This is a genomic window from Bradyrhizobium sp. AZCC 2289 (assembly GCF_036924615.1).
Classification (GTDB): Bacteria; Pseudomonadota; Alphaproteobacteria; order Rhizobiales; family Xanthobacteraceae; genus Bradyrhizobium.
In genome coordinates this window covers 7,977,594-7,997,920 of record NZ_JAZHRY010000001.1, presented here as the reverse complement: position 1 = coordinate 7,997,920, position 20,327 = coordinate 7,977,594, and the positions used below count along the sequence as shown (strand labels likewise).

Sequence of the window (20,327 nt, the reverse complement as noted above, 5' to 3'; positions counted from 1 at the left end):
TCCTTAATGCCCGAGGTAAACTTCGATGACTTTCGGATCGTTCTTGACGTGATCCATCGTGCCTTCCGACAGGATCTGGCCCTGATGCAGGACCGTGACCTTGTGCGCGATGTCCTCGACGAATTTCATGTCGTGCTCGATCACCAGCACCGAACGATCCCTGATGATGCGGTTGAGCAACTCCGCGGTCTTGACGCGCTCGCTGACGCTCATGCCGGCGACCGGTTCGTCCAGCATCAGCAATTCCGGGTCCTGGATCAGCAGCATGCCGATCTCGAGCCATTGCTTCTGGCCGTGGCTGAGCAGTTCGGCGCTCATATTGAGCCGGTCCTTCAGGAAGATCATCTCGGCGACCTCATGAACGCGGTCGCGCACGATGGCGTCGCGCGTGAAGGTCAGCGCGCCGAACACCGTACGTCCGCGCGGAAACGAGATCTCGAGATTCTCGAACACGGTGAGGTCGTCGTAGATCGAGGGGGTCTGGAATTTTCGCCCCACCCCGGCCTGCACGATCTGGTTCTCCTTCAACTTCGTGAGTTCCTGCCCACGGAATTGAATCGAGCCGGAGGTCGCCTTGGTTTTTCCGCAGATCAGGTCGAGCACGGTGGTCTTGCCGGCGCCATTGGGGCCGATGATGACGCGGATTTCGTTCTCCTCGACGTAGAAGGAGAGATCGTTGACCGCCTTGAAGCCATCGAAGGAAACCGTGAGCGCCTCGACCGCGAGCAGAAACTCCTTGGACTGGTGGCCTATGAGCATGGTCTATCTCCTCATTCCGCCGGGGCGCCGTCGGCAACCGAACTGTCGGTCCAGCCGTCGCCGGATTTCGGCTTGCGCGAATTGACCAGCCGGTCGATGCGGGGCTGCACGTAGTCGCCCCAGATCCCGGCCAGACCGTTGGGGAAGGCGAGGACCACCGCGATGAACAACCCGCCGAGACCGAACAGCCACAATTCGGGAAAGGATTCCGACAGGCTGGTCTTCGCAAAGTTCACCAGCAGCGTGCCGTACACCGCGCCCAGGATCGAGAGCCGGCCGCCCACCGCCGTATAGATCACCATCTCGATCGACGGCACGATGCCGACAAAGGAAGGCGACATGAAACCGACATTGAGCGCGAACATGGCGCCGCCGATCGCGGCGAATATGGCGGCGACGCAGAACGCGAAGATCTTGAAATTGGCGACGCTGTAGCCGGAGAAGCGAACCCGATCCTCCTTGTCGCGCATCGCGACCAGGATGCGGCCGAGCTTCGAGTGACGGATGAACTGGGCGATGAAGATGCAGACGAACAGGCAGCCGACCTCGAAGAAGTAGAGCATGATCTTGGCGTGGTCCGGCCGGATGTCCCATCCCTTCAGGGTGCGCAGGTCGGTCATGCCGTTGATGCCGCCGGTATAGCCCTGCTGTCCCACGATCAGGATGGTCAGGATCGCGGCGACCGCCTGGGTGATAATGGCGAAATAGGTGCCGCCGACCCGGCGCTTGAACATCGCGGCACCGATGATCAGGGCAAAGATGCCCGGCACCAGGATGACGGCGGCGATGGTGAAGGTGAGACTATGAAAGGGCTTCCAGAACAGCGGCAGCGAGGTGATCTGGTTCCAGTCCATGAAATCGGGAATGCCGGGCGTCGACTGGATCTTGGTGTTCTCGACGCTTGACGCTTCAAGCTTGAGAAACATCGCCATGCAGTAGCCGCCGAGACCGAAGAACACGCCCTGCCCGAGGCTTAAGATGCCGCCATATCCCCAGCAGATCACCAGCCCCAGCGCCACGAAGGCGTAGGTCAGGTATTTCGCGACAAGATTGAGCCTGAAGACATCGAGGCAGAGCGGCAGGATCACCACCAGGAACACGGCGAGCAGCAGAATTCCGATCAGCTCCGATCGATTGACAAAGCGATTGTCGGTCATGGCTTCAGCCCTCTGTTATTTTCGGACCTTGAGGGCGAACAGACCCTGCGGCCGCAGCATCAAGATTCCGACGACCGCGAGTAGCGTGAGGACCTTTGCCATCGACCCCGACATGAAGAACTCGAGCGTCGATTGCGTCTGCGAGATGCTGAATGCCGATGCGATGGTGCCGATCAGGCTGGCTGCGCCGCCGAACACGACCACCAGGAAGGTATCGACGATATAGAGCTGGCCGGAGGTCGGCCCGGTGGAGCCGATCATGGTGAATGCGCTTCCGGCGACGCCGGCGATGCCGCAGCCGAGGCCGAAGGTGTAGCGATCGACTTTCTCGGTGTTGATGCCGACGGCGCCGGCCATGATCCGGTTCTGCACGACGGCGCGGACCTGGCGGCCCCAGCGCGATTTGTACATGATGTAGGCCACTGCCATCGTGATCAGCAGCGTCAGGGCCATCACGAAGACGCCGTTGATCGGAACCTCGATGCTTTCGGTGACGTGCAGCGAGCCCAGCATCCACTGCGGCAGCTCGACGCCGACCTCACGGGCGCCGAAGATCGAGCGGTAGGCCTGCTGCAGGATAAGGCTCAAACCCCAGGTGGCGAGCAGCGTATCCAGCGGACGTTTGTAGAGATGCCGGATCAGTGCCCATTCGACCAGCATGCCGAGCGCCCCGGACGCGAAGAACGCCAATATCATCGCGAGGAAGAAGTAGCCGCCGAACAAACCCGGCAAATAGGTCTGGAACAGGTTCGACGTCATCCAGGTCACGTAGGCGCCGAGGATCATGAACTCGCCATGGGCCATGTTGATGACGCCCATCTGCCCGAAGATGATCGCAAGTCCGAGCGCCATCAGCACGTAGACGGAAAACAGGATCAGGCCCGCAAAACCCTGCATGACGAAGATGGAGCCCAGATCGCCAATCGAATAATCGCCGAACATCGATGTTCTCCGTCGGGGGAAGTCCCGCGTCGCGAGCTAAGTTCGCGACGCGGGGGCGTTAAGCGTGGACTTGCGATCCACGCCAGGGAGCGGCTTGATTGCGGGGAAGACGACGGTGGGCCTTACTGGTAGCCCTTCGGGAACGGATCCGGCTCGACCAGATCGGCGGTCTCGTAGATCAGTTCGAACTGGCCATCGAGCTTGGCGCGCCCGACCCGGGTCTTCGACCAGAGATGATGGTTTTCATGAATGCGCACGTAGCCTTCCGGCGCCCCCTTGAATTCCACGCCGGGCGAAGCTGCCGCGATCTTGTCGACGTCGAAGCTTCCGGCCTTCTCGACCGTTAACTTCCACAGCCACGGGCCGAGATAGGCGGCCTGCGTGACGTCGCCGATCACGGTCTTGGCGCCCCACATCTTCTGGAATGCCGGCACGAAGGCCTTGTTGTTCGGATTATCGAGCGACTCGAAGTATTTCATGCAGGCATAGGCGCCCGCGATGTTCTCGCCGCCGATGCCGTCGATTTCGTCTTCGGTCACCGAGATCGTGAGCAGCGCCTGTTTCGACAAATCGATACCGGCCGCCTTGAGCTGCTTGTAGAACGCGACGTTCGATCCGCCGACAACGTCGGTGAAGATCACGTCGGGCTTGGTCAGCTTGATCTTGTTGATCACCGAGTTGAACTGGGTATTACCGAGCGGGTAATATTCCTCGCCCACGACCTTGCCCTTCAGCACGTTCTCGACGTGCTTGCGCGCGATCTTGTTCGACGTGCGCGGCCAGATGTAGTCGGAGCCGACGAAGAAGAAGGATTTCGCGCCCTTCTCCTTGGCGATCCAGTTCAGGCCGGCGAGGATCTGCTGGGTGGCTTCCTGTCCGGTATAGATGACGTTCTTGGATTGCTCGAGACCTTCGTAGAAGGTCGGATAATAGAGCATGCCGTTATATTGCTCGACCACCGGCAACACCGCCTTGCGGGATGCCGAGGTCCAGCAGCCCATGATCGCCGCGACCTTGTCGTTGACCAGCAGCTTCTTGGCCTTCTCGGCGAAGGTCGGCCAGTCGCTGGCGCCGTCTTCCTGGATGAACTTGATCTTGCGGCCGAGCACGCCGCCGGCGGCGTTGATCTGGTCGATGGCGAGCTTCTCGGCTTCGATCGAACCGGTTTCCGAAATCGCCATCGTGCCGGTGGCCGAATGCAGGATGCCGACCGTCACTTCAGTATCGGTAACCGCGAGCCCCGTGGTGTTGATCGCGGAGGTTGCCGGCGCTTGCGCAAAAGATGGGCGAGGAAGCATGGTTAGAGCGGGAATTGCGGCCATTCCCATCAGCAGCTTGCGGCGAAATGCCGACTGCAGGCCCTTATTGGTTTCGTCCGACATGAGCACCCCGTTTGGTTCGAGAACACGCTTATTGGTCAGGCAAGGATTGCTCACATTTGTGCACTGCACAGATACGTGAGATCGCGTATATTGCACCGCAAAATAGCGACGTAGGTTTTTGGTACGGGAATTGCGAGCGGAATCACGAACGCAGTCGCGAACGCAGTCGCGAACGCAATCGCGGTCGGTTTCGCGTGCAGTCGGGCTTGAGGAGTTAATCGAAGTGGCAGGGCGGCAGCGGATAGACCGCGTCAGGCGCCAGTACAATCAATGGGTTGCGAACCAGACCCTGGAAGACTACGCGCTCCGGTTCACCGCCAAGAGCGCGCGGCGATGGTCGGCCGCCCGCGTCGCCAACACCGCGCTCGGCGCGATCTCGTTCCTGGCGATGGAGGCGATCGGCGGCACGATCACGCTCAATTACGGTGCAATGAACGCGACCGCCGCCATTCTTGTGGTCAGCGTCATCATTTTCCTGTGCGGTTTGCCGATCGCCTATCACGCCGCCAAATGCGGCATCGACATCGATCTTCTGACCCGCGGCGCCGGTTTCGGTTACATCGGCTCGACCATCACCTCGCTGATCTACGCGTCGTTCACCTTCATCTTCTTTGCGATCGAGGCCGTCATTCTCGCGACGGCGCTCGAAATGTGCTTCGGAATCCCGCGGCCGATCGGCTATCTCATCAGCGCCGTGATCATCATTCCCTTGGTGACCTACGGCATCACGCTGATCAGCCGCTTCCAGTTGTGGACGCAGCCGCTGTGGATCGTGCTGAACATCCTGCCGTTTGCGGCGATCGCTTACGCCAATCCGCACTCCTTTGCCGAGTGGCGAAAGTTTGCCGGCGAGCATGGCGACGCCGCCGGCCATCTCGATTTGCTGCTGTTCGGCACCGCCGCCTCGGTGGTGTTTTCGCTGGTGGCGCAGATCGGCGAACAGGTCGACTTCCTGCGCTTTCTGCCGCGCGACCGGCGAACCTCGCGGCGATCATGGTGGATCGCGCTGCTGAGCGCCGGTCCCGGCTGGATCGTTCTCGGCTCGTTCAAACTGCTGGCGGGATCGTTCCTCGCCTTCTTCGCGCTCAGCCACGGCGTCTCCAACGAGCACGCCGCCGAGCCCGCGCACATGTATCTCGAAGCGTTTCGTTATGTGCTGTCGCAGCCCGATCTGGCGCTGGCATTAACCGGCACCTTCGTGATCCTGTCGCAGGTCAAGATCAACGTCACCAACGCCTATGCCGGTTCGATCGCCTGGTCGAACTTCTTCTCCCGCCTCACCCACAGCCATCCCGGCCGCGTGGTCTGGCTCGTGTTCAACGTCATGGTCGCGCTCCTGTTGATGGAGATCGGCGTCTACAAGGCGCTGGAGCAGACGCTGGCGTTGTATTCCAACGTTGCAATCGCCTGGGTCGGCGCGCTGGTTGCCGATCTCGTGATCAACAAGCCACTCGGCCTGCGCCCGCAGCACATCGAGTTCAAGCGCGCGCATCTCTACGACATCAATCCGGTCGGGGTCGGCGCGATGCTGATCGCCACCATCGTCTCGATCAGCGCCTTCTACGGCCTGTTCGGACCGACGGCGAAGGCGCTGTCGGCTTTCGTCGCACTGGCTGTTGCCTTCATCGCAGCACCGCTGATCGCGTGGGCGACCGACGGCAAATATTACATCGCGCGCAAGCCGAAGCGGAGTTGGCAGAACCTCGAATCGATCCAGTGCTGTATCTGCGAACACGCGTTCGAGCCGGAGGATATGGCCTCCTGCCCCGCCTATGCCGGCCCGATCTGCTCGCTATGCTGTTCGCTCGACGCGCGCTGCCACGATCTCTGCAAGCCGCATGCACGGATTCAGGCGCAGGTCTCGGAAACGCTCGGAAAAATGCTGCCGGAGCCGATCTATACCCGGATCAACTCCCAGCTCGGGCATTATCTCGGCGTGTTCGCGATATCCGCCGGCCTTGTCGGGCTGACGCTGGCGCTGATCTACCTGCAGACGTCAGCGACGGTGCATGCCGCCGGACTGTTGTCGGACGTGCTCTGGAAAGTATTCTTTGCGCTGACCATCATCATCGGCGTGGTGGCGTGGCTGTTCGTGCTGGCGCAACAGAGCCGACGCGCGGCGGAAGCGGAAACGCGGCGGCAGACCACGCTCCTGATCCAGGAAATCGACGCGCACAAGCGCACCGACGCCGAACTGCAGCGCGCGAAGGAAGTCGCCGAGTCCGCCAATCTCGCCAAGAGCCGCTATGTCGTGGGCCTCAGCCACGAATTGCGCTCGCCGTTGAATGCGATCAGCGGCTACGCCCAATTGCTGGAACAGGATTCCAGCCTGCAGACAAAACCGCGCGACCAGGTCCGCGTGGTGCGCCGCAGCGCCGACCATCTGTCCGGGCTGATCGACGGCATTCTGGATATCTCGAAGATCGAGGCCGGCCGGCTCTATCTGTCGCGCGACGAGGTGCGCCTCAGCGATTTCCTCGATCAGCTCGTCGGCATGTTCCGCCTGCAGGCCGCCGCCAAGGGTGTCGACTTCGTCTTCAAGCGGCCGACGGTGTTGCCGGTCGTGGTGTATGCCGACGAAAAGCGGTTGCGCCAGATCCTGATCAATTTGCTGTCGAATGCCATCAAATTCACGCAAGCCGGCAGCGTGCAGTTCGTCGTGCATTACCGCAGCCCGGTCGCGGAATTCGAGGTGATCGACACCGGTCCGGGCATCCAGGCCGGCGATCTCGAACGCATCTTCGCCCCCTTCGAGCGCGGCGCGCTCGGCGTGTCGCAGCCGCAAACCGGCACCGGCCTTGGCCTGACGATCAGTCGGCTCCTGGCCGGCGTCATGGGGGGCGACATCCGGGTCACCAGCACGGTCGGAACCGGCAGCAATTTTCGCGTCAAGATCCTGCTGTCGGAAGTCACCAACCCGACGCGAATCGCCCCGGTCGAGGCCCCGATCTATGGCTATCACGGGCCGCGCAAGACCATCCTGGTCACCGACGACGATCCGACCCACCGCGATCTGCTGCGCGAGGTGCTGGCGCCGCTCGGCTTTATCCTCCTGAGCGCGCCGGACGGACCCGCCTGCCTTGCGCTCGCCCAGCATTGCCGGCCCGATCTTTTCCTGCTTGATATCTCGATGGCCGGAATGGACGGATGGACGGTGGCGGAAACATTGCGTTCGAACGGCCATCATCAGGCCCGCATCCTGATGGTGTCGGCCAGCGCCCTGGAGGCGCACGGCACGCCGCTGGCGCAGCCGTTCCATGACGGCTATCTGATGAAGCCGATCGACATTCCCCGCCTGCTGGAATCGATCCGGCAGTTGCTCAAGCTCGAATGGAAGTATGAGGCCGATGAAGAAATCCCCGTGCCGCACTGGAAGCCCGATACCGGCTCGCGGCCGCCGGTGAGATATGTCGAGGAACTGATTGGTCTCGGACAATTGGGTTACATCCGCGCCATCCAGGTCAAGCTCGACGAGATCGACAACGATTATCCGGAGCATGCCGATTTCGTCACGCAAATGCGCGCACTGGTCGACCGTTTCGACCTCGACCAGTACATGGCGACGCTCAAGACCTTGCACAGCTATGATCACTGAATCCAAAAAGCGCGATGTCGCGCTCGTCGTCGATGATTCCCCGGAGACGCTGCGGCTGCTCACCGACGCGCTCGACGGTGCCGGCATGACCGTCATGGTCGCGCTCGACGGCGCTTCGGCGATGCGGATCGTCGACCAGATCACACCCGACATCGTGCTGCTCGACGCCGTCATGCCCGGCATGGACGGTTTTGAGACCTGCAAACGGCTGAAGCGCGACGCCGGTCTGGGCAACGTCCCGATCATCTTCATGACGGGGCTCGCCGAAACCGAACATATCGTTCGCGGGCTGGAGGCCGGCGGCGTCGACTACGTCACCAAGCCGATCGTGGTCGAGGAGATGATCGCGCGCATTCGGGTCCACCTCGCCAACGCTCGGCTGACGCAGAGCGCCCGCGCCGCGCTCGACGTCTCCGGCCGCTATCTTCTCGCGGTCAACGGCCAGGGCAAGATCATGTGGGCGACGCCGCAGGCGCAAAAACTGTTGTCGGCCACGCTCGCCGCCGATACCGAGGATGAATTCGTGCTGCCGGATCCAATCCCGCACTGGCTCGATCAGGCCCAGCAGGGCAAGGCCGGATCGAAAGCCGCGGCGATGGCGTCGTTTCCAGGTCACGAGCAGTTGCGCTTGCAATATATGGGCAAGCTCGGCGCCAACGAATTCCTGCTTCGGCTGGCCAAGGACACCGGCGCCGACACGCCGGCGGAATTCTCCAGCGAACTTGGCCTGACGACGCGCGAAGGCGAGGTGCTGTCGTGGCTGTCCAAGGGCAAGACCAACCGCGACATCGCGCAAATCCTGGGCTTGAGCCCGCGCACCGTCGACAAGCACCTCGAGCAGATCTATTCCAAACTCGGCGTCGAGAACCGCACCGCCGCAGCCGCGATCGCGGTCAATGCGAAGCATCGGAAGTCGTGAGGCGGTTGGGGCTGGCGGGCTTCCCGTTCGGTGGCTTCATCCTTCGAGACGCGCTGCTCACGCAGCGCTCCTCAGGATGAGGTCTTAGACCCTCATGGTGAGGAGCGCGGCAACGCCGCGCGTCTCGAACCATGAGGCCCGGAATGCGCTTCAACCATCCAGCGCACCGATATCCGCCACCAGCACCGAGCCCGTAACCGACTCCGTAATAAAGAGCCGGTCGCGCTGTTCGCCGCCAATCGCGACATTGGTGCAGCTTTGCCCGGCGCAGGACTTGATGCGGGCGATCAATTCGCCGTTCGGAGCGAACACGAAGACATGCCCGAGCGAGGCATGCGCCACGAACAGCCGGCCGGCCTGGTCCATGGTCATGCCGTCAGGGCCGCTCGGTCCGAAGGTCGAACAGAAGCGGCCTACTTTTGAAACGCTGCCGTCCTTCATGAACGGCATGCGCCAGACCGCATTGTCGCGGGTCATCGCAACAAACAGCACCGCCTCGCGGGGATCGAGCACCAGCCCATTGGGGCTGATGCCGGTGTCGATCAGGCAGTCGAGCCGGCCATCGGTTTTCAGCCGGTACACCCGGCCGGTCGGGTCGTGCAGGCCGGTCTGGCCCTGATCGGTGAAGTAGATGTCGCCATTTGAGGCGAGATGCAGGTCGTTGCAGCCGCGGAACGATTCCGAATTGCGCGATGTAAAAACCTTCCGCATCCGCCCTGCCCGCGCATCGAGTTCCATGATGCCGTGCATGTAGTCGGCGACCAGGATGCGGCCGTCGCGGGCGATCTTCAGGCCGTTGGGCCAGCCCTCGTACTCGACCACCAGCAACCACTTTTTGTCCGGCGTGATCTTGAAGATGCGCCCGAACGGAATGTCGACGACGTAGAGATTGCCGTCAGCGTCGAACGACGGGCCCTCGATGAAGCAATCGGTCGCCTCGCCAGGCCGGTTGGCGTCGGCCCAGTCGGTGCGCACCTTGCGGCGGAACTCGTCCGGCATCGCCGTGAAGATTTGGGTTTCGATCAGTCGCGGCGGCGTTTCCAGATACATCATTTTCTTGGATCTCACCCGTATTGCAAAAGCGGGCGCACCATAGAGGACGTCTTCCGCACCGTCGATTGGCCGCAAGGCGGGTATTCTGTATTGACAACTACATACCGATATGACAATATGTTGTCATGTCAAAGCGAGACGAAACCGTTGCCGACCTCATCGTGTCGGTGTTCCGGCTGAACGGGGCGCTGATCGACACCGGCAATCGCCTGGTCGCCGATATCGGCCTGACCTCCGCGTGGTGGCAGGTGCTCGGCGCACTTGATCTGTCGCCGGTGCCGCTGCCGGTCGCGCATATCGCCCGCAACATGGGCTTGTCGCGGCAGGCGGTGCAGCGGGTCGCCGATCTGCTCGCGGAGAAGGATCTGGTGCGGTTCGCAGCCAATCCGCATCATCAACGCGCAAAACTGGTGGTGTTGACGGCGCAGGGGCGCGCCGCGGTGAAGGACGCCGAAAAACGTCAACGACCCTGGGCGCGCGACCTGATGGCGGGATTGTCGCTGGAGCGCATCGCCACCGCGCTCGACGTGCTCACGCACATGAACAGCCATTTGGCGCAGGCCGCCGGCGAGGCGGATGAATATCTCGCAGCAGAGGAGAAGTAACCATGCTTCAGCTAAGGGAACTGGATGAACGCGTCTCGATTCGCGACCAGATACAGGACCAGAGCAAGGAGCCGGTCGTGCTGGTCAATGTCTTCCATATCGCGCCCGAACAGGCCGATGCCTTGATCGCCGCATGGACCGACGATGCGAACTATTTCAGATCGCAACCGGGCTTTATCTCGACCCAGCTGCATCGCGGCATCGCCGGAAGCGCGACCTATCTGAACTACGCGGTCTGGGAGAGCGTCGGCGCGTTCAGGGCCGCGTTCACCAATCCCGTCTTTCAATCGAAGCTGCAGCACTACCCGGACGGTTCGACCGGCTCGCCGCATCTGTTTCGCAAGATGGCCGTCGACGGTCTTTGCGTCGCCTGAGATTTCCAGCGCGCTAATGAGCCGCGGCCGCCAATTGCTGCGGCGGGGAATTTACACCGGTCTGCGCGATCAGCCGCTTCAGTTCGGGAATGCACGAGCCGCAATTGGTGCCCGCCTTCAGCTTCGCCCCGATTTCGGCGGCGGAGCGCGCACCGGCTCCAATCGCGTCGCAGATCGTGCTGCGGCCGACCCCGAAGCAGGCGCAGACGATCGGGCCGGCGCTGGCGAGGCCATCCGCCGACTTGCCCGAGAGCAGCATGCGGCGCTGGACGTTGCTGAGCGTGTCGGCCGCAAACAGCCCCTTGACCACGTTCCAGTCGCCGGCATCGCGCGCGGGCCCGATGAACAGGCAGGTTTCGATGCGGTCGCCGGCAAAGGACGCCGCGCGATAGACGCCGCCGCCAAAATCCTTGTATTCGGCAAAGTCATGCCCGGCGCGGGACTTGAGCCAGGATTGCCAGCCGGTGAGATCGGCATTGTCGGCGAACAGATAGCCGTAGCCGCCATTGACCGCGACGCGCGCAACCCACGCATGCCCGGGCAATGCGAGCGGCTTGCGTGACAGCGCAAAGCCTCCGAACACGTATTCATACGGCGCGATCGAGGCCGGCGTCGCCTTGTTCTCGGGCTGGCCCGAGTATGGATCGGTGTGCGGCGCCACCAGCGCGCCGACGCGCGCACCGGTGGCATTGGCCTCGCTCCAGTGGATCGGCGCGAACAGCATGCCGCGCTGCTGCCGCTCGCTGACCACGACCCGGAGCGTGCATTGCCCGTAATCGGTCGTGACCCGCGCAAAGTCGCCGTCGGCGACGCCGTGCCGTGCGGCATCGTCGGGATGAATTTCGACGAACGGCTCCGGCAGATGCTGGCCCAGCCGCGGGCTGGCCCCGGTGCGGGTCATGGTGTGCCACTGATCCCGGATCCGGCCGGTATTCAGCCGCAACGGCCGCGCGGCCGTGGTCTCGGTCCGCAACGCCGGAATTTCCGGTGCGATGAAGCGCGCTCTGTTGTCGTTGGAGAAAAATCCGCCCTCGCCAAAGAAGCGCGCCTGCGGCTGTTCATTAAGGCGGATCGGCCATTGTACCGGCGCCATGGCGTCGAAGCCTTCGTCCGATACCGCTTTCAATGCGCCGATATCGAAATCGCGGGCGCCGTCATTCTCGAATGCCGAAAGTGCTGCGTGCTCGCGGAATACGTCCGCCGCGGAGTTGAAATCGAATGCCGCGCCAAAGCCGAGCCGCTTGGCGATTTCGCCGACAATCCACCAATCGGGCTTGGCCTCGCCCGGGGCGTCGAGAAACGCGCGCTGGCGCGAGATGCGCCGTTCCGAATTGGTCACCGTGCCCGATTTTTCGCCCCAGGCCTCTGCCGGCAGCAGCACATGCGCGCCGGCGTCGACGGTGTCGTTGGAACGCACATTCTCGGAGACCACAAACAGTTCGAGCTTCTTCAGCGCGGCGCGGGCGGCGTCGGCGTCCGGCAGCGACACCGCCGGATTGGTGCCCATCACCCACAACGCCTTGATCTCGCCGCGGGCTACGCCCTCGAACATCTGCACCGCCTTCAGCCCCTCATGGGTGGCGATGCGCGGCGCCTTCCAGAACCGGCGCACGCGGTCGATGTCCGACGGCGTGAACGCCATATGCGCGGCGAGCTGGTTGGCGAGCCCGCCGACCTCGCGCCCGCCCATCGCATTGGGCTGTCCGGTCAGCGAGAACGGCGACGCGCCTATCTTGCCGATCCGACCCGTCGCGAGGTGGCAATTGACGATGGCATTGACCTTGTCGGTGCCCTGCGCCGACTGGTTGACGCCTTGCGAATACAGCGTGACCACGCGCGGCGTATTGGCAAACATCTGGAAGAACGCCGCGACGTCGCTTTCCGACAGGCCCGTCGCCAGCGCGGTCGCGCGCACGCTGCCGGCCATGCTTCGGGCGCGCGCAATCGCTTCGTCGAAACCGGCCGTGTAGCGGTCGATATAGTCGCGGTCGAGCGCGCCATGGTCGGCAAGGTGCGCCAGCAAGCCGGAGAACAGCGCGGTGTCGGTGCCAGGCTTCAATCCCAGGAACAGGTCGGCATCCCCTGCGGTATCGGTGCGACGCGGATCGATCACCACGATGCGGGCGCCGCGCGCCTGCTTGTTGGCCAGCATGCGCTGGAACAGCACCGGATGGCACCATGCCGCGTTCGAGCCGACCAACACCAAAAGATCCGCCTCGTCGAGATCCTCATAGCAGCCGGGCACGGTGTCCGCGCCGAACGCGCGGCGATGGCCCGCGACCGACGACGCCATGCAGAGCCGCGAATTGGTGTCGACATTGGCGCTGCCGATAAAACCCTTCATCAACTTGTTGGCGACGTAATAATCTTCGGTCAGCAATTGGCCGGACAAATAGAACGCAACCGCGCCGGGACCGTCACGCGCGATGATGTGCTGAAAGCGGTGCGCGACGTGATCGAGCGCGTCGCTCCAGGCCACCCGCTCCAGCGTCCCCTTGTCGCAGCGGATCATCGGATAAAGCAGCCGGTCCTCAAGCCCAAGCGTTTCGCCGAGCGCCGAGCCTTTCGAGCACAGCCGGCCGAAATTGGCGGGATGCTCGGGATCGCCCGATATCGCCGCGCCTCCCCTGCCGTCGGGCGTCGCCAGCACGCCGCAGCCGACGCCGCAATAGGCGCAGGTGGTGCGGGTGGCCCGCAGTTGCGGATCGACCGCGGTCATGTGAACGCTTCGGTCATGCCGCCTCAGAACGGATGGCGAGCGAGCGGCCGAACATCATGTCGGCGCGGATTCGCGCGGTCGGTTGCCGGTTGCGGATCAATTCGAGATACCAGAGCGCGTCGCCGACATCGCCGATCAGCACCGCGCCGGTCAGTCTTCCCTCTGAAATCACCAGCTTCTTGTAGGTGCCGTGATTGATGTCGGTGAGTACGATGGTCTCAGAGCCCTCGGCGCCGATGAAATCGCCGGCCGAAAATACGCTGACGCCGGAAACCTTCAGATTGGTCGCGACCACGCTGCCGCCATAGGACGCGGTAGCCCCTGCGAGGTGTTGCGCCAGCACCCGCGCCTGCTCATAGGCCGGCTCGACCAGGCCATAGCAGGTGCCGCGATGTTCGGCGCATTCGCCGATCGCAAACACGCCCGCAGCGCTGGTCTGCAGATGGTCGTCGACGACGATGCCGCGATTGACTGTGATGCCGGCCTCCTTGGCCAGCGCGATATTCGGCCGGATGCCGGCCGCGAAGATCACCGCATCGGCATCGATCCGGCGCCCGTCCACGAGTTCGACGCCTTCGACGCGGGTCTCGCCATGGATGCTCGCGGTGTTGGCATTGAGCAGGATCTCGATGCCCTTGCGTTCGACCAGGGATTTCAAAAGTTCGGCCGCGGGCGCGTCGAGCTGGCGCTCCATCAGCCGGTCCATCAGATGCACCAGCGTCACAACAGCGCCGGCCTTGGCGAGCCCGTAGGCCGCCTCCAGCCCCAGCAGGCCGCCACCGACCACGACCACGCGCTTTTTCTGCGCGGCAAGCGTCAGCAGGAGATCGACGTCCCTGGTGTCGCGAAAAGTGTGCACGCCGGCAAGATCGGCGCCGGGCACGCTGAGCCGCAATGCTGACGAGCCGGTGGTCAGGACCAGCCTGGAGAAAGCGATGCTCTCCTCACCCGCGATCTTGAGCTCGCGGCGGCCGACATCGATCTCGGTGGCGCGGCAGCCATATTTCAAGGTCACGCCGCGGTCGCGCCACCAGGTCGCGGGCCTGAGTTCGATGTCGTGCGATGCGGTCTCGCCGGCCAGAACCGACGACAGCAGCACCCGGTTATAGGCCAGCCGCGGCTCGTCGCCGATCACGGCGATGGCGTAGCGCCCGAGCGCCGCTTTCGCCAACTCGTCGACCAGACGGGCGGCCGCCATTCCGTTGCCGACAATGACCAGCGGTTCGCTCACGGCATTTCCTTACTCGGCGGCTTGAGCGCGGCCGTAGGCTTCCGAGATCATGTAACCCGACAACGTGCCATAGGCCGCGGTCCAGGCCGCCGCGACGTCAGGCGTCCAGGCTTCGCCGAGGCCCTTTTCGAGGGTCCACAGCAACGCACCGCCGACGACGGGATAGTGCTCGGGCTTGGCGCCATAGTTGACGTGACGTTTTGCCAGCGCGCTTGCGGCCGGTAGCACGGCTTCGAGATTGCTGAGCCCATTCACGACGACGGCGAGCGTCGTCATCAATTTCTTGCGCTGCTCGGTCATATCGCTGGGGAACATCGCCCGCACGGTCGGCGCGACCTCGAACAGGCGATCGTAGAAGATCACCGCGGCCTGCTCGGAGATCGGCGCGACTTTCGAAAAACTCTCTTGAACGAGTTTGATTTGCTCGGGTGTCACTGGCTCCTCCTCCGCTCGTCATGCGCGGGCTTGACCCGCGCATCCATCCCAAAAACTGTTCTCGCGCTTTCGATGGATTGCCGGGTCAAGCCCGGCAATGACGAGAGCGCAAATTACGCCGCCTCGACGTAGCGATGCCGCTCGTAGAGAAATTCGAGCACGCGCTGCCGGCACTTGAGATAACCGGCGTTGGTCGCAAGCTCGAGCCGCTTGCGCGGCCGCGCCAACGGCACTTCCAGCACTTCGCCGATCCGCGCGCTCGGTCCGTTGGTCATCATCACGATGCGATCCGACAGCAGCACGGCCTCGTCGACGTCGTGGGTGATCATCAAAATGGTGTTGCCGAGTTTCTGATGCAGCGCCATCACCGAATCCTGCAGATGCGCGCGGGTCAGCGCGTCGAGCGCACCGAAGGGCTCGTCGAGCAGCAGCACTTTCGGCTCCATCGCCAGTGCGCGGGCGATGCCGACGCGCTGCTTCATGCCGCCGGAGATTTCGCTGGGCCGCTTGTCCTTGGCGTGCGCCATCTGCACGAGGTTGAGATTGTGCATCACCCAGGTGTGGCGCTCGATGCGCGTCTTGCTCGATGCAAAAACCTTGTCGACGCCGAGCTTGACGTTTTCATAGACCGTCAGCCACGGCAGCAGACTGTGGTTCTGGAACACCACCGCGCGGTCCGGTCCCGGCGAATTGACTTCTCGATTTTCCAGCAACACGCAGCCGTTGGTGGTGCCGGTGAGACCGGCGACGATGTTGAGCATCGTCGACTTGCCGCAGCCGGAATGGCCGATGATCGAGACGTATTCGCCCTTCCCGATCGTCAGGTTGATGTCCTTCAGGACTTCGGTCGTGGCATTGCCGCGGGTAAAAGTCTTGTCGATGTGATCGAGCTTCAGATAGGCCTGCATGATGGTTTTCCTTCAGCTCACGGAAGTGCCGCGGGTCACGATCTTGCCCACTCCCGCGATCACGCGGTCGAGCACGAAGCCGATGATGCCGACATAGAACAACGCCAGGATGATTTCGCTGATGTGCGAGGAATTCCAGGCATCCCAGATGAAGAAGCCGATGCCGACGCCGCCGATCAGCATTTCGGCTGCAACGATGGCAAGCCACGACAGGCCGATGCCGATGCGCAAGCCGGTGAAGATGTAGGGCGCCGCGGCCGGGATCATGATCTTGGTGAAGAACTCCAGCGGATTGAGCTGCACCACGGCGGCGACGTTGCGATAATCCTGCGGGATGTTGCGGATGCCGACCGCGGTGTTGATGATGATCGGCCAGACCGAGGTGATGAAGATCACGAAGATCGCAGACGGCTGACCGTCACGGAAAGCCGCGAGCGACAGCGGCAGCCAAGCGAGCGGCGGAATCGTGCGCAGCACCTGGAACAGCGGATCGAGCCCGCGCATCGCCCAGACCGACTGCCCGACCAGCGTGCCGAGCGCCACGCCGACTACCGCGGCCAGCGAATAGCCGAGGGCGACGCGTTGAAGGCTGGCGGACAAATGCCAGAACAGGCCTTTATCGATGCCACCGTGATCGAAGAACGGATCGAGAATCAGCTCCCTGGTGTCCTTGAAAACCTTCGACGGCGGCGGCAGCGCCGAGCCGGTGCGGCGGCAGACCAGTTCCCAGAACAGCATCAACAATGCGATCACGATCAGCGGCGGCACGACGCGCACCGCGGTCTCCTTCGCCATCTTGACGTATCTGTCGGCGCGCGGCGCCCGCTTCGGCGTCATCGTAACAACCGGCGCCGCCGCGGTCTGAACGACCGTGGGGGCGGGTTCGGTCTTCATGGCAACCATAGACATCGAAACTGCATCTCCGTGTTCACGGACCGCGCGTCAGCACGTGTCCAGCTGGATCAGACCTCAACACGCTTGATGGACAGCGACTTCAGATAGGCTGACGGATTTTCCGGATCGAACACCTTACCGTCGAAGAAGGTCTCCTTGCCGCGCGAGGTCGAGGCGGGGATATCGGAAACGGCAACGCCGAGCTCCTTGGCGGCGTCCTTCCAGAGATCCTCGCGGTTGACCTTGGCGATCAACGCCTTGGTGTCGTAGCCCGCCTCGTATTTGCCCCAGCGGATGTCCTCGGTGAGGAACCAGAGATCGTGGCTCTTAAACGGATAGGACGCGTTGTCCTTCCAGAAGCGCATCTGCTGCGGCGAGTTCTCGACCATGCGGCCGGTGCCGTAATCGAACTTGCCCTTCATACGGTCGGTGACGTCTTCGACCGGGCAATTGATCCACTGCCGCTTGGCGCAGATCGCCGCGGTCTCCTCGCGGTTCTCGGCCTTTTCGCACCACTGCTGCGCTTCCATCACGGCCATCAGCAGCGCCTTCGCCGCCTTGGGGTATTTGTCGACATAGGCGGCGCGCATGCCGAAGGATTTTTCCGGATGCTTGTCCCAGAGTTCGCCGGTGGTGATCGCGGTGTAACCGATCTGCTGATGGATCAACTGCAGGTTCCACGGCTCGCAGACGCAGAAGCAATCCATGGTGCCAACCTTCATGTTGGCGACCATCTGCGGCGGCGGCACCACGATGGTCTCGATGTCCTTGTCGGGATCGATGCCGCCGGCGGCCAGCCAGTAGCGGATCCACAAATCGTGGGTGCCGCCGGGGAATGTCATCGCCGCCTTGATCGACTTGCCGGAGGCTTTCTTGGCTTCCAGCGCGGTTTTGAACGGCGCGGTGTCGATGCCGACCTTGAGGTCGGAATATTCCTTGGAAACCGAAATGCACTGGCCGTTCAGATTGAGCCGCGCCAGGATGTACATCGGCGTCGGCTGGTTGTTCTGCGTCACCTTGCCGGACGAGATCAGGTACGGCATCGGGGTCAGGATATGCGCGCCGTCGATGCCGTTGCCTTCCGAGCCCAGCACGAGATTATCGCGCGTGGTGCCCCACGAGGCCTGCTTCTGCACGTCGACATCGGGCATGCCGTATTTGGCGAAGATGCCCTTCTCCTTGGCGACGAACAGCGGCGAGGCGTCGGTCAGCGCGATGAAGCCGAGTTTGGCGGCCGTTACTTCTGGACCCGCGCCCTGCGCGAAGGCGCCGGCCGGAAAATTCAGCTTTGCCGCGGCCAGCAGCGCGGCCGTTCCACTCGCTGCCTTCAGGATCTGACGGCGGCTGAGGCCACGGCGTGGGGTCGGATTGGCAGTCTTCGTCATGGGCGCGGGTGTCCTTTGGGTCTGAAGGGCCGTCCGGTGTCACCGCGGGGCGCATGGGCGCGCGTTCCGGGGATGCCCCGGTCCGGCGGTTTCACAATTCGGATGAGTGGTCTCAAGGGACGGCTTCAATGGCGTCAGCACAAGCTATTCAAGCTTCGTGCCAAGCCCGAAAACCGCAAAAAGCATATTATTTACTTATATTTATAAGGAGCACCCAGGCGCGCGGCCGATCAATCTCCGCATTCTAAATTTGCGATTCGCACAATTCTTGTGCGACGCACAATAGTTGTGCAGTCGACTTGAGGAGGGGTTTCAGACGTCCGCGGTCGCCTTCAAAAGGCCGTGCATCCCGATCCCTACAAGCGCTACGAGAGCCTGTCGGAGTACGTCTTCGATCTTCGCCACCCCAATGCGAATTTCACCGCGACTTCAGCGGCACCGCTGATCGAACGTAATCCATTGCTGTTCTGGAAGTGCACGACGGTCGCGCTCGCATGCGCCGTCGTGGTCTTGCTCGCCATGTATCACGGGACGCGGTGCCGCGTCCGCTTTCAGGCGTCTTCGGTCGTCTTCGCCGCCATCGCTTTCGGCGCAGCACCCCCGCCCGGCTTCATCCTGAACTCATAGGTCATCAGATGCCACGGCCCGCCCGCGGGCTTGCCGTCCGGCATCGTCGGATCGGTGCGCTTCTCGATCTTCGCAATCAGTTCGTCCTTGACCCCGAACACGACATCGGAATCGATATATTTGTCGCCCTCGATGAACACGTGCGTGATCAAGGGCTCGTAACCGGGCGCATTGACCAGAAAATGCACGTGCGCCGGCCGCATCGCATGACGGCGCACCCCGATAATCATTTCGCCGACCGGACCGTCGGTTGGAATCGGGTAGCTGCACGGCAGGATGGTGCGAAAGAAGAACCGGCCGTCGTTGTCGGTGACGAACCGCGCCCGCGACGACGGTCCTTCCGTCGCGTAGGTCGGCCGTTGTGAATCGTAATAGCCTTCGTCATCGGCGTGCCAGATGTCCACCGGAACCCCGGCCAGCGGCTTGCCCTTGAGGTCGGTGACGCGGCTCTGCACGAACATCCGTTCCCCCGGCAGATTGGCCGAGACGTCGGTGCCGTGGGGCATCTGTTTGTGCTCGCCGACATAGAACGGGCCGAGCACGGTGGTCTCGGTAGCGCCCTCGCGCTCCCGGTGGTTCACGGCATCGACCAGCATGGAGACGCCGAGCACGTCGGAGAGCAGGATGAATTCCTGCCGGATCGGCGTGCATTTCTGGCCGGTGCGGGTCAGGAAATCGATCGCATATTCCCATTCCTCGAAGCTGAGATCGGTTCTGCGGACGTAGTCGTGCAGCGACTTCACCAGTTCCTGCAGCAGGAATTTTGCTCGCGGATTCGGCGTATCCTCAAAACTGCGGACGACGGCGGCGGTCAGTTCGGTTTCATTGAATTGGGGCATTTTTTGCTGTCCTGCGAGATAAGCGTTTACGCGGCCGAGCCTACACCACCGTTCCGGCCGGGGTAAGCGGCAGGATAATGCTCAGCTTCGTTGATTTTGCTTCATTTTCGTTTGGATTCAATCGCGTTCGTCTCGTTCTGCTGCAGTCGTTTCTGGTGCGAAACTGGTGCGGTTGCCCGACCCGCTCCGATCGAGGGGCGGAATGGGAGGTTGGTTCGTTTCTCGGACTTCGCCAACGTCAGGCGTCGACGATTATCTCTTGAAGAAGCACCAGGCTAACTGACACGCCAACGGCCAGCATCTCGCCGCCAAAGCGCATAGCGCGAAATGAGAGCGTGCCGCCGTCCCTTTCTGCCGACACTCGCGGGGACATGGCGCTTTTGCGCTCCACCGGCACCGCGCGTCGGTCGATTGCGAAGCTCTGCAATGAATCAGCTAAGCTCGATGCGAATTCTAATTGCGGGGCATGAACATTATATAGTACATGTACATTATATAGGGCC

The 20,327-nt window shown here is 62.6% G+C and carries 16 protein-coding genes; 4 read left to right on the top strand and 12 right to left on the bottom strand.

The genetic code is table 11. The features are described 5' to 3' along the window. Positions 1–3: 3 nt before the first annotated feature. The 4 genes from urtD to urtA form a co-directional block, all read right to left on the bottom strand. Positions 4–759, bottom strand: coding sequence for an urea ABC transporter ATP-binding protein UrtD (gene urtD / locus V1289_RS37715; protein ID WP_334403919.1), 756 nt, complete (start codon positions 757–759; stop codon positions 4–6). 11 nt (positions 760–770) lie between these two features. Continuing rightward, positions 771–1,916 carry an urea ABC transporter permease subunit UrtC gene (urtC, locus tag V1289_RS37710; RefSeq protein ID WP_334403917.1) on the bottom strand — a complete coding sequence of 382 codons (1,146 nt, stop codon included), beginning with the start codon at positions 1,914–1,916 and terminating at the stop codon, positions 771–773. A 15-nt stretch (positions 1,917–1,931) separates the two neighbouring features. Then, positions 1,932–2,858, bottom strand: coding sequence for an urea ABC transporter permease subunit UrtB (gene urtB, locus V1289_RS37705; protein WP_334403915.1), 927 nt, complete (start codon positions 2,856–2,858; stop codon positions 1,932–1,934). A gap of 122 nt (positions 2,859–2,980) precedes the next feature. Then, entirely contained in the window at positions 2,981–4,240 is a 1,260-nt protein-coding gene (gene urtA / locus V1289_RS37700; RefSeq protein WP_309183543.1) for an urea ABC transporter substrate-binding protein, read from the bottom strand. Between the two features lie 223 nt (positions 4,241–4,463). Here urtA and V1289_RS37695 point away from each other — a divergent pair, with 223 nt between their 5' ends. Both V1289_RS37695 and V1289_RS37690 read left to right on the top strand, forming a co-directional pair. Continuing rightward, entirely contained in the window at positions 4,464–7,835 is a 3,372-nt protein-coding gene (locus tag V1289_RS37695) for a hybrid sensor histidine kinase/response regulator (RefSeq protein WP_334403912.1), read from the top strand. After that, entirely contained in the window at positions 7,825–8,754 is a 930-nt protein-coding gene (locus V1289_RS37690) for a response regulator transcription factor (protein ID WP_334403910.1), read from the top strand. The genes V1289_RS37695 and V1289_RS37690 overlap by 11 nt, the downstream gene beginning before the upstream one ends. Before the next feature lie 150 nt (positions 8,755–8,904). Here the strand turns inward: V1289_RS37690 and V1289_RS37685 are convergent, their stop codons facing one another. Beyond that, on the bottom strand, positions 8,905–9,804 hold the full coding sequence (locus tag V1289_RS37685; RefSeq protein WP_334407822.1) for an SMP-30/gluconolactonase/LRE family protein: 900 nt from the start codon (positions 9,802–9,804) through the stop codon (positions 8,905–8,907). A gap of 128 nt (positions 9,805–9,932) precedes the next feature. Here V1289_RS37685 and V1289_RS37680 point away from each other — a divergent pair, with 128 nt between their 5' ends. Both V1289_RS37680 and V1289_RS37675 read left to right on the top strand, forming a co-directional pair. After that, the gene (locus V1289_RS37680) at positions 9,933–10,412 is read left to right on the top strand and encodes a MarR family winged helix-turn-helix transcriptional regulator (protein ID WP_334403908.1); all 480 of its coding nucleotides are present in this window, start codon (positions 9,933–9,935) and stop codon (positions 10,410–10,412) included. 2 nt (positions 10,413–10,414) lie between these two features. Then, positions 10,415–10,786: an antibiotic biosynthesis monooxygenase family protein gene (locus V1289_RS37675; RefSeq protein ID WP_334403906.1), complete on the top strand. Its 372-nt coding sequence runs from the start codon at positions 10,415–10,417 to the stop codon at positions 10,784–10,786. A gap of 13 nt (positions 10,787–10,799) precedes the next feature. On the opposite strand, the gene V1289_RS37670 is transcribed toward V1289_RS37675, so the two are convergent. From V1289_RS37670 to V1289_RS37635, 7 genes are all read right to left on the bottom strand, one after another. Then, positions 10,800–13,505 carry a nitrate reductase gene (locus V1289_RS37670; protein WP_334403904.1) on the bottom strand — a complete coding sequence of 902 codons (2,706 nt, stop codon included), beginning with the start codon at positions 13,503–13,505 and terminating at the stop codon, positions 10,800–10,802. 13 nt (positions 13,506–13,518) lie between these two features. Continuing rightward, positions 13,519–14,736, bottom strand: coding sequence for an NAD(P)/FAD-dependent oxidoreductase (locus tag V1289_RS37665; RefSeq protein WP_334403902.1), 1,218 nt, complete (start codon positions 14,734–14,736; stop codon positions 13,519–13,521). 9 nt (positions 14,737–14,745) lie between these two features. Next, complete coding sequence (locus V1289_RS37660; RefSeq protein WP_334403900.1) at positions 14,746–15,171, bottom strand: globin family protein; 426 nt, start codon at positions 15,169–15,171, stop codon at positions 14,746–14,748. Between the two features lie 113 nt (positions 15,172–15,284). Beyond that, positions 15,285–16,079, bottom strand: a complete 795-nt coding sequence (locus V1289_RS37655) for an ABC transporter ATP-binding protein (RefSeq protein WP_334403898.1) — start codon at positions 16,077–16,079, stop codon at positions 15,285–15,287. 12 nt (positions 16,080–16,091) lie between these two features. After that, on the bottom strand, positions 16,092–16,988 hold the full coding sequence (gene ntrB / locus V1289_RS37650; protein ID WP_334403897.1) for a nitrate ABC transporter permease: 897 nt from the start codon (positions 16,986–16,988) through the stop codon (positions 16,092–16,094). Positions 16,989–17,041: 53 nt separating this feature from the next. After that, positions 17,042–18,358 carry a CmpA/NrtA family ABC transporter substrate-binding protein gene (locus tag V1289_RS37645; protein WP_334403895.1) on the bottom strand — a complete coding sequence of 439 codons (1,317 nt, stop codon included), beginning with the start codon at positions 18,356–18,358 and terminating at the stop codon, positions 17,042–17,044. 551 nt (positions 18,359–18,909) lie between these two features. After that, positions 18,910–19,824 (bottom strand): intradiol ring-cleavage dioxygenase, encoded by a 915-nt coding sequence (locus V1289_RS37635; RefSeq protein WP_334403893.1) that lies wholly within the window; start codon positions 19,822–19,824, stop codon positions 18,910–18,912. Positions 19,825–20,327 lie beyond the last annotated feature (503 nt).

What these genes read in the sequence shown, in the direction of transcription:
- urtD (WP_334403919.1), bottom strand. Translation starts at nt 759, where the DNA reads ATGCTCATAGGCCACCAGTCCAAGGAGTTTCTGCTCGCGGTCGAGGCG.
- urtC (WP_334403917.1), bottom strand. Translation starts at nt 1,916, where the DNA reads ATGACCGACAATCGCTTTGTCAATCGATCGGAGCTGATCGGAATTCTG.
- urtB (WP_334403915.1), bottom strand. Translation starts at nt 2,858, where the DNA reads ATGTTCGGCGATTATTCGATTGGCGATCTGGGCTCCATCTTCGTCATG.
- urtA (WP_309183543.1), bottom strand. Translation starts at nt 4,240, where the DNA reads ATGTCGGACGAAACCAATAAGGGCCTGCAGTCGGCATTTCGCCGCAAG.
- V1289_RS37690 (WP_334403910.1), top strand. Translation starts at nt 7,825, where the DNA reads ATGATCACTGAATCCAAAAAGCGCGATGTCGCGCTCGTCGTCGATGAT.
- V1289_RS37685 (WP_334407822.1), bottom strand. Translation starts at nt 9,804, where the DNA reads ATGTATCTGGAAACGCCGCCGCGACTGATCGAAACCCAAATCTTCACG.
- V1289_RS37680 (WP_334403908.1), top strand. Translation starts at nt 9,933, where the DNA reads ATGTCAAAGCGAGACGAAACCGTTGCCGACCTCATCGTGTCGGTGTTC.
- V1289_RS37675 (WP_334403906.1), top strand. Translation starts at nt 10,415, where the DNA reads ATGCTTCAGCTAAGGGAACTGGATGAACGCGTCTCGATTCGCGACCAG.
- V1289_RS37670 (WP_334403904.1), bottom strand. Translation starts at nt 13,505, where the DNA reads ATGACCGCGGTCGATCCGCAACTGCGGGCCACCCGCACCACCTGCGCC.
- V1289_RS37655 (WP_334403898.1), bottom strand. Translation starts at nt 16,079, where the DNA reads ATGCAGGCCTATCTGAAGCTCGATCACATCGACAAGACTTTTACCCGC.
- ntrB (WP_334403897.1), bottom strand. Translation starts at nt 16,988, where the DNA reads ATGTCTATGGTTGCCATGAAGACCGAACCCGCCCCCACGGTCGTTCAG.
- V1289_RS37645 (WP_334403895.1), bottom strand. Translation starts at nt 18,358, where the DNA reads ATGACGAAGACTGCCAATCCGACCCCACGCCGTGGCCTCAGCCGCCGT.
- V1289_RS37635 (WP_334403893.1), bottom strand. Translation starts at nt 19,824, where the DNA reads ATGCCCCAATTCAATGAAACCGAACTGACCGCCGCCGTCGTCCGCAGT.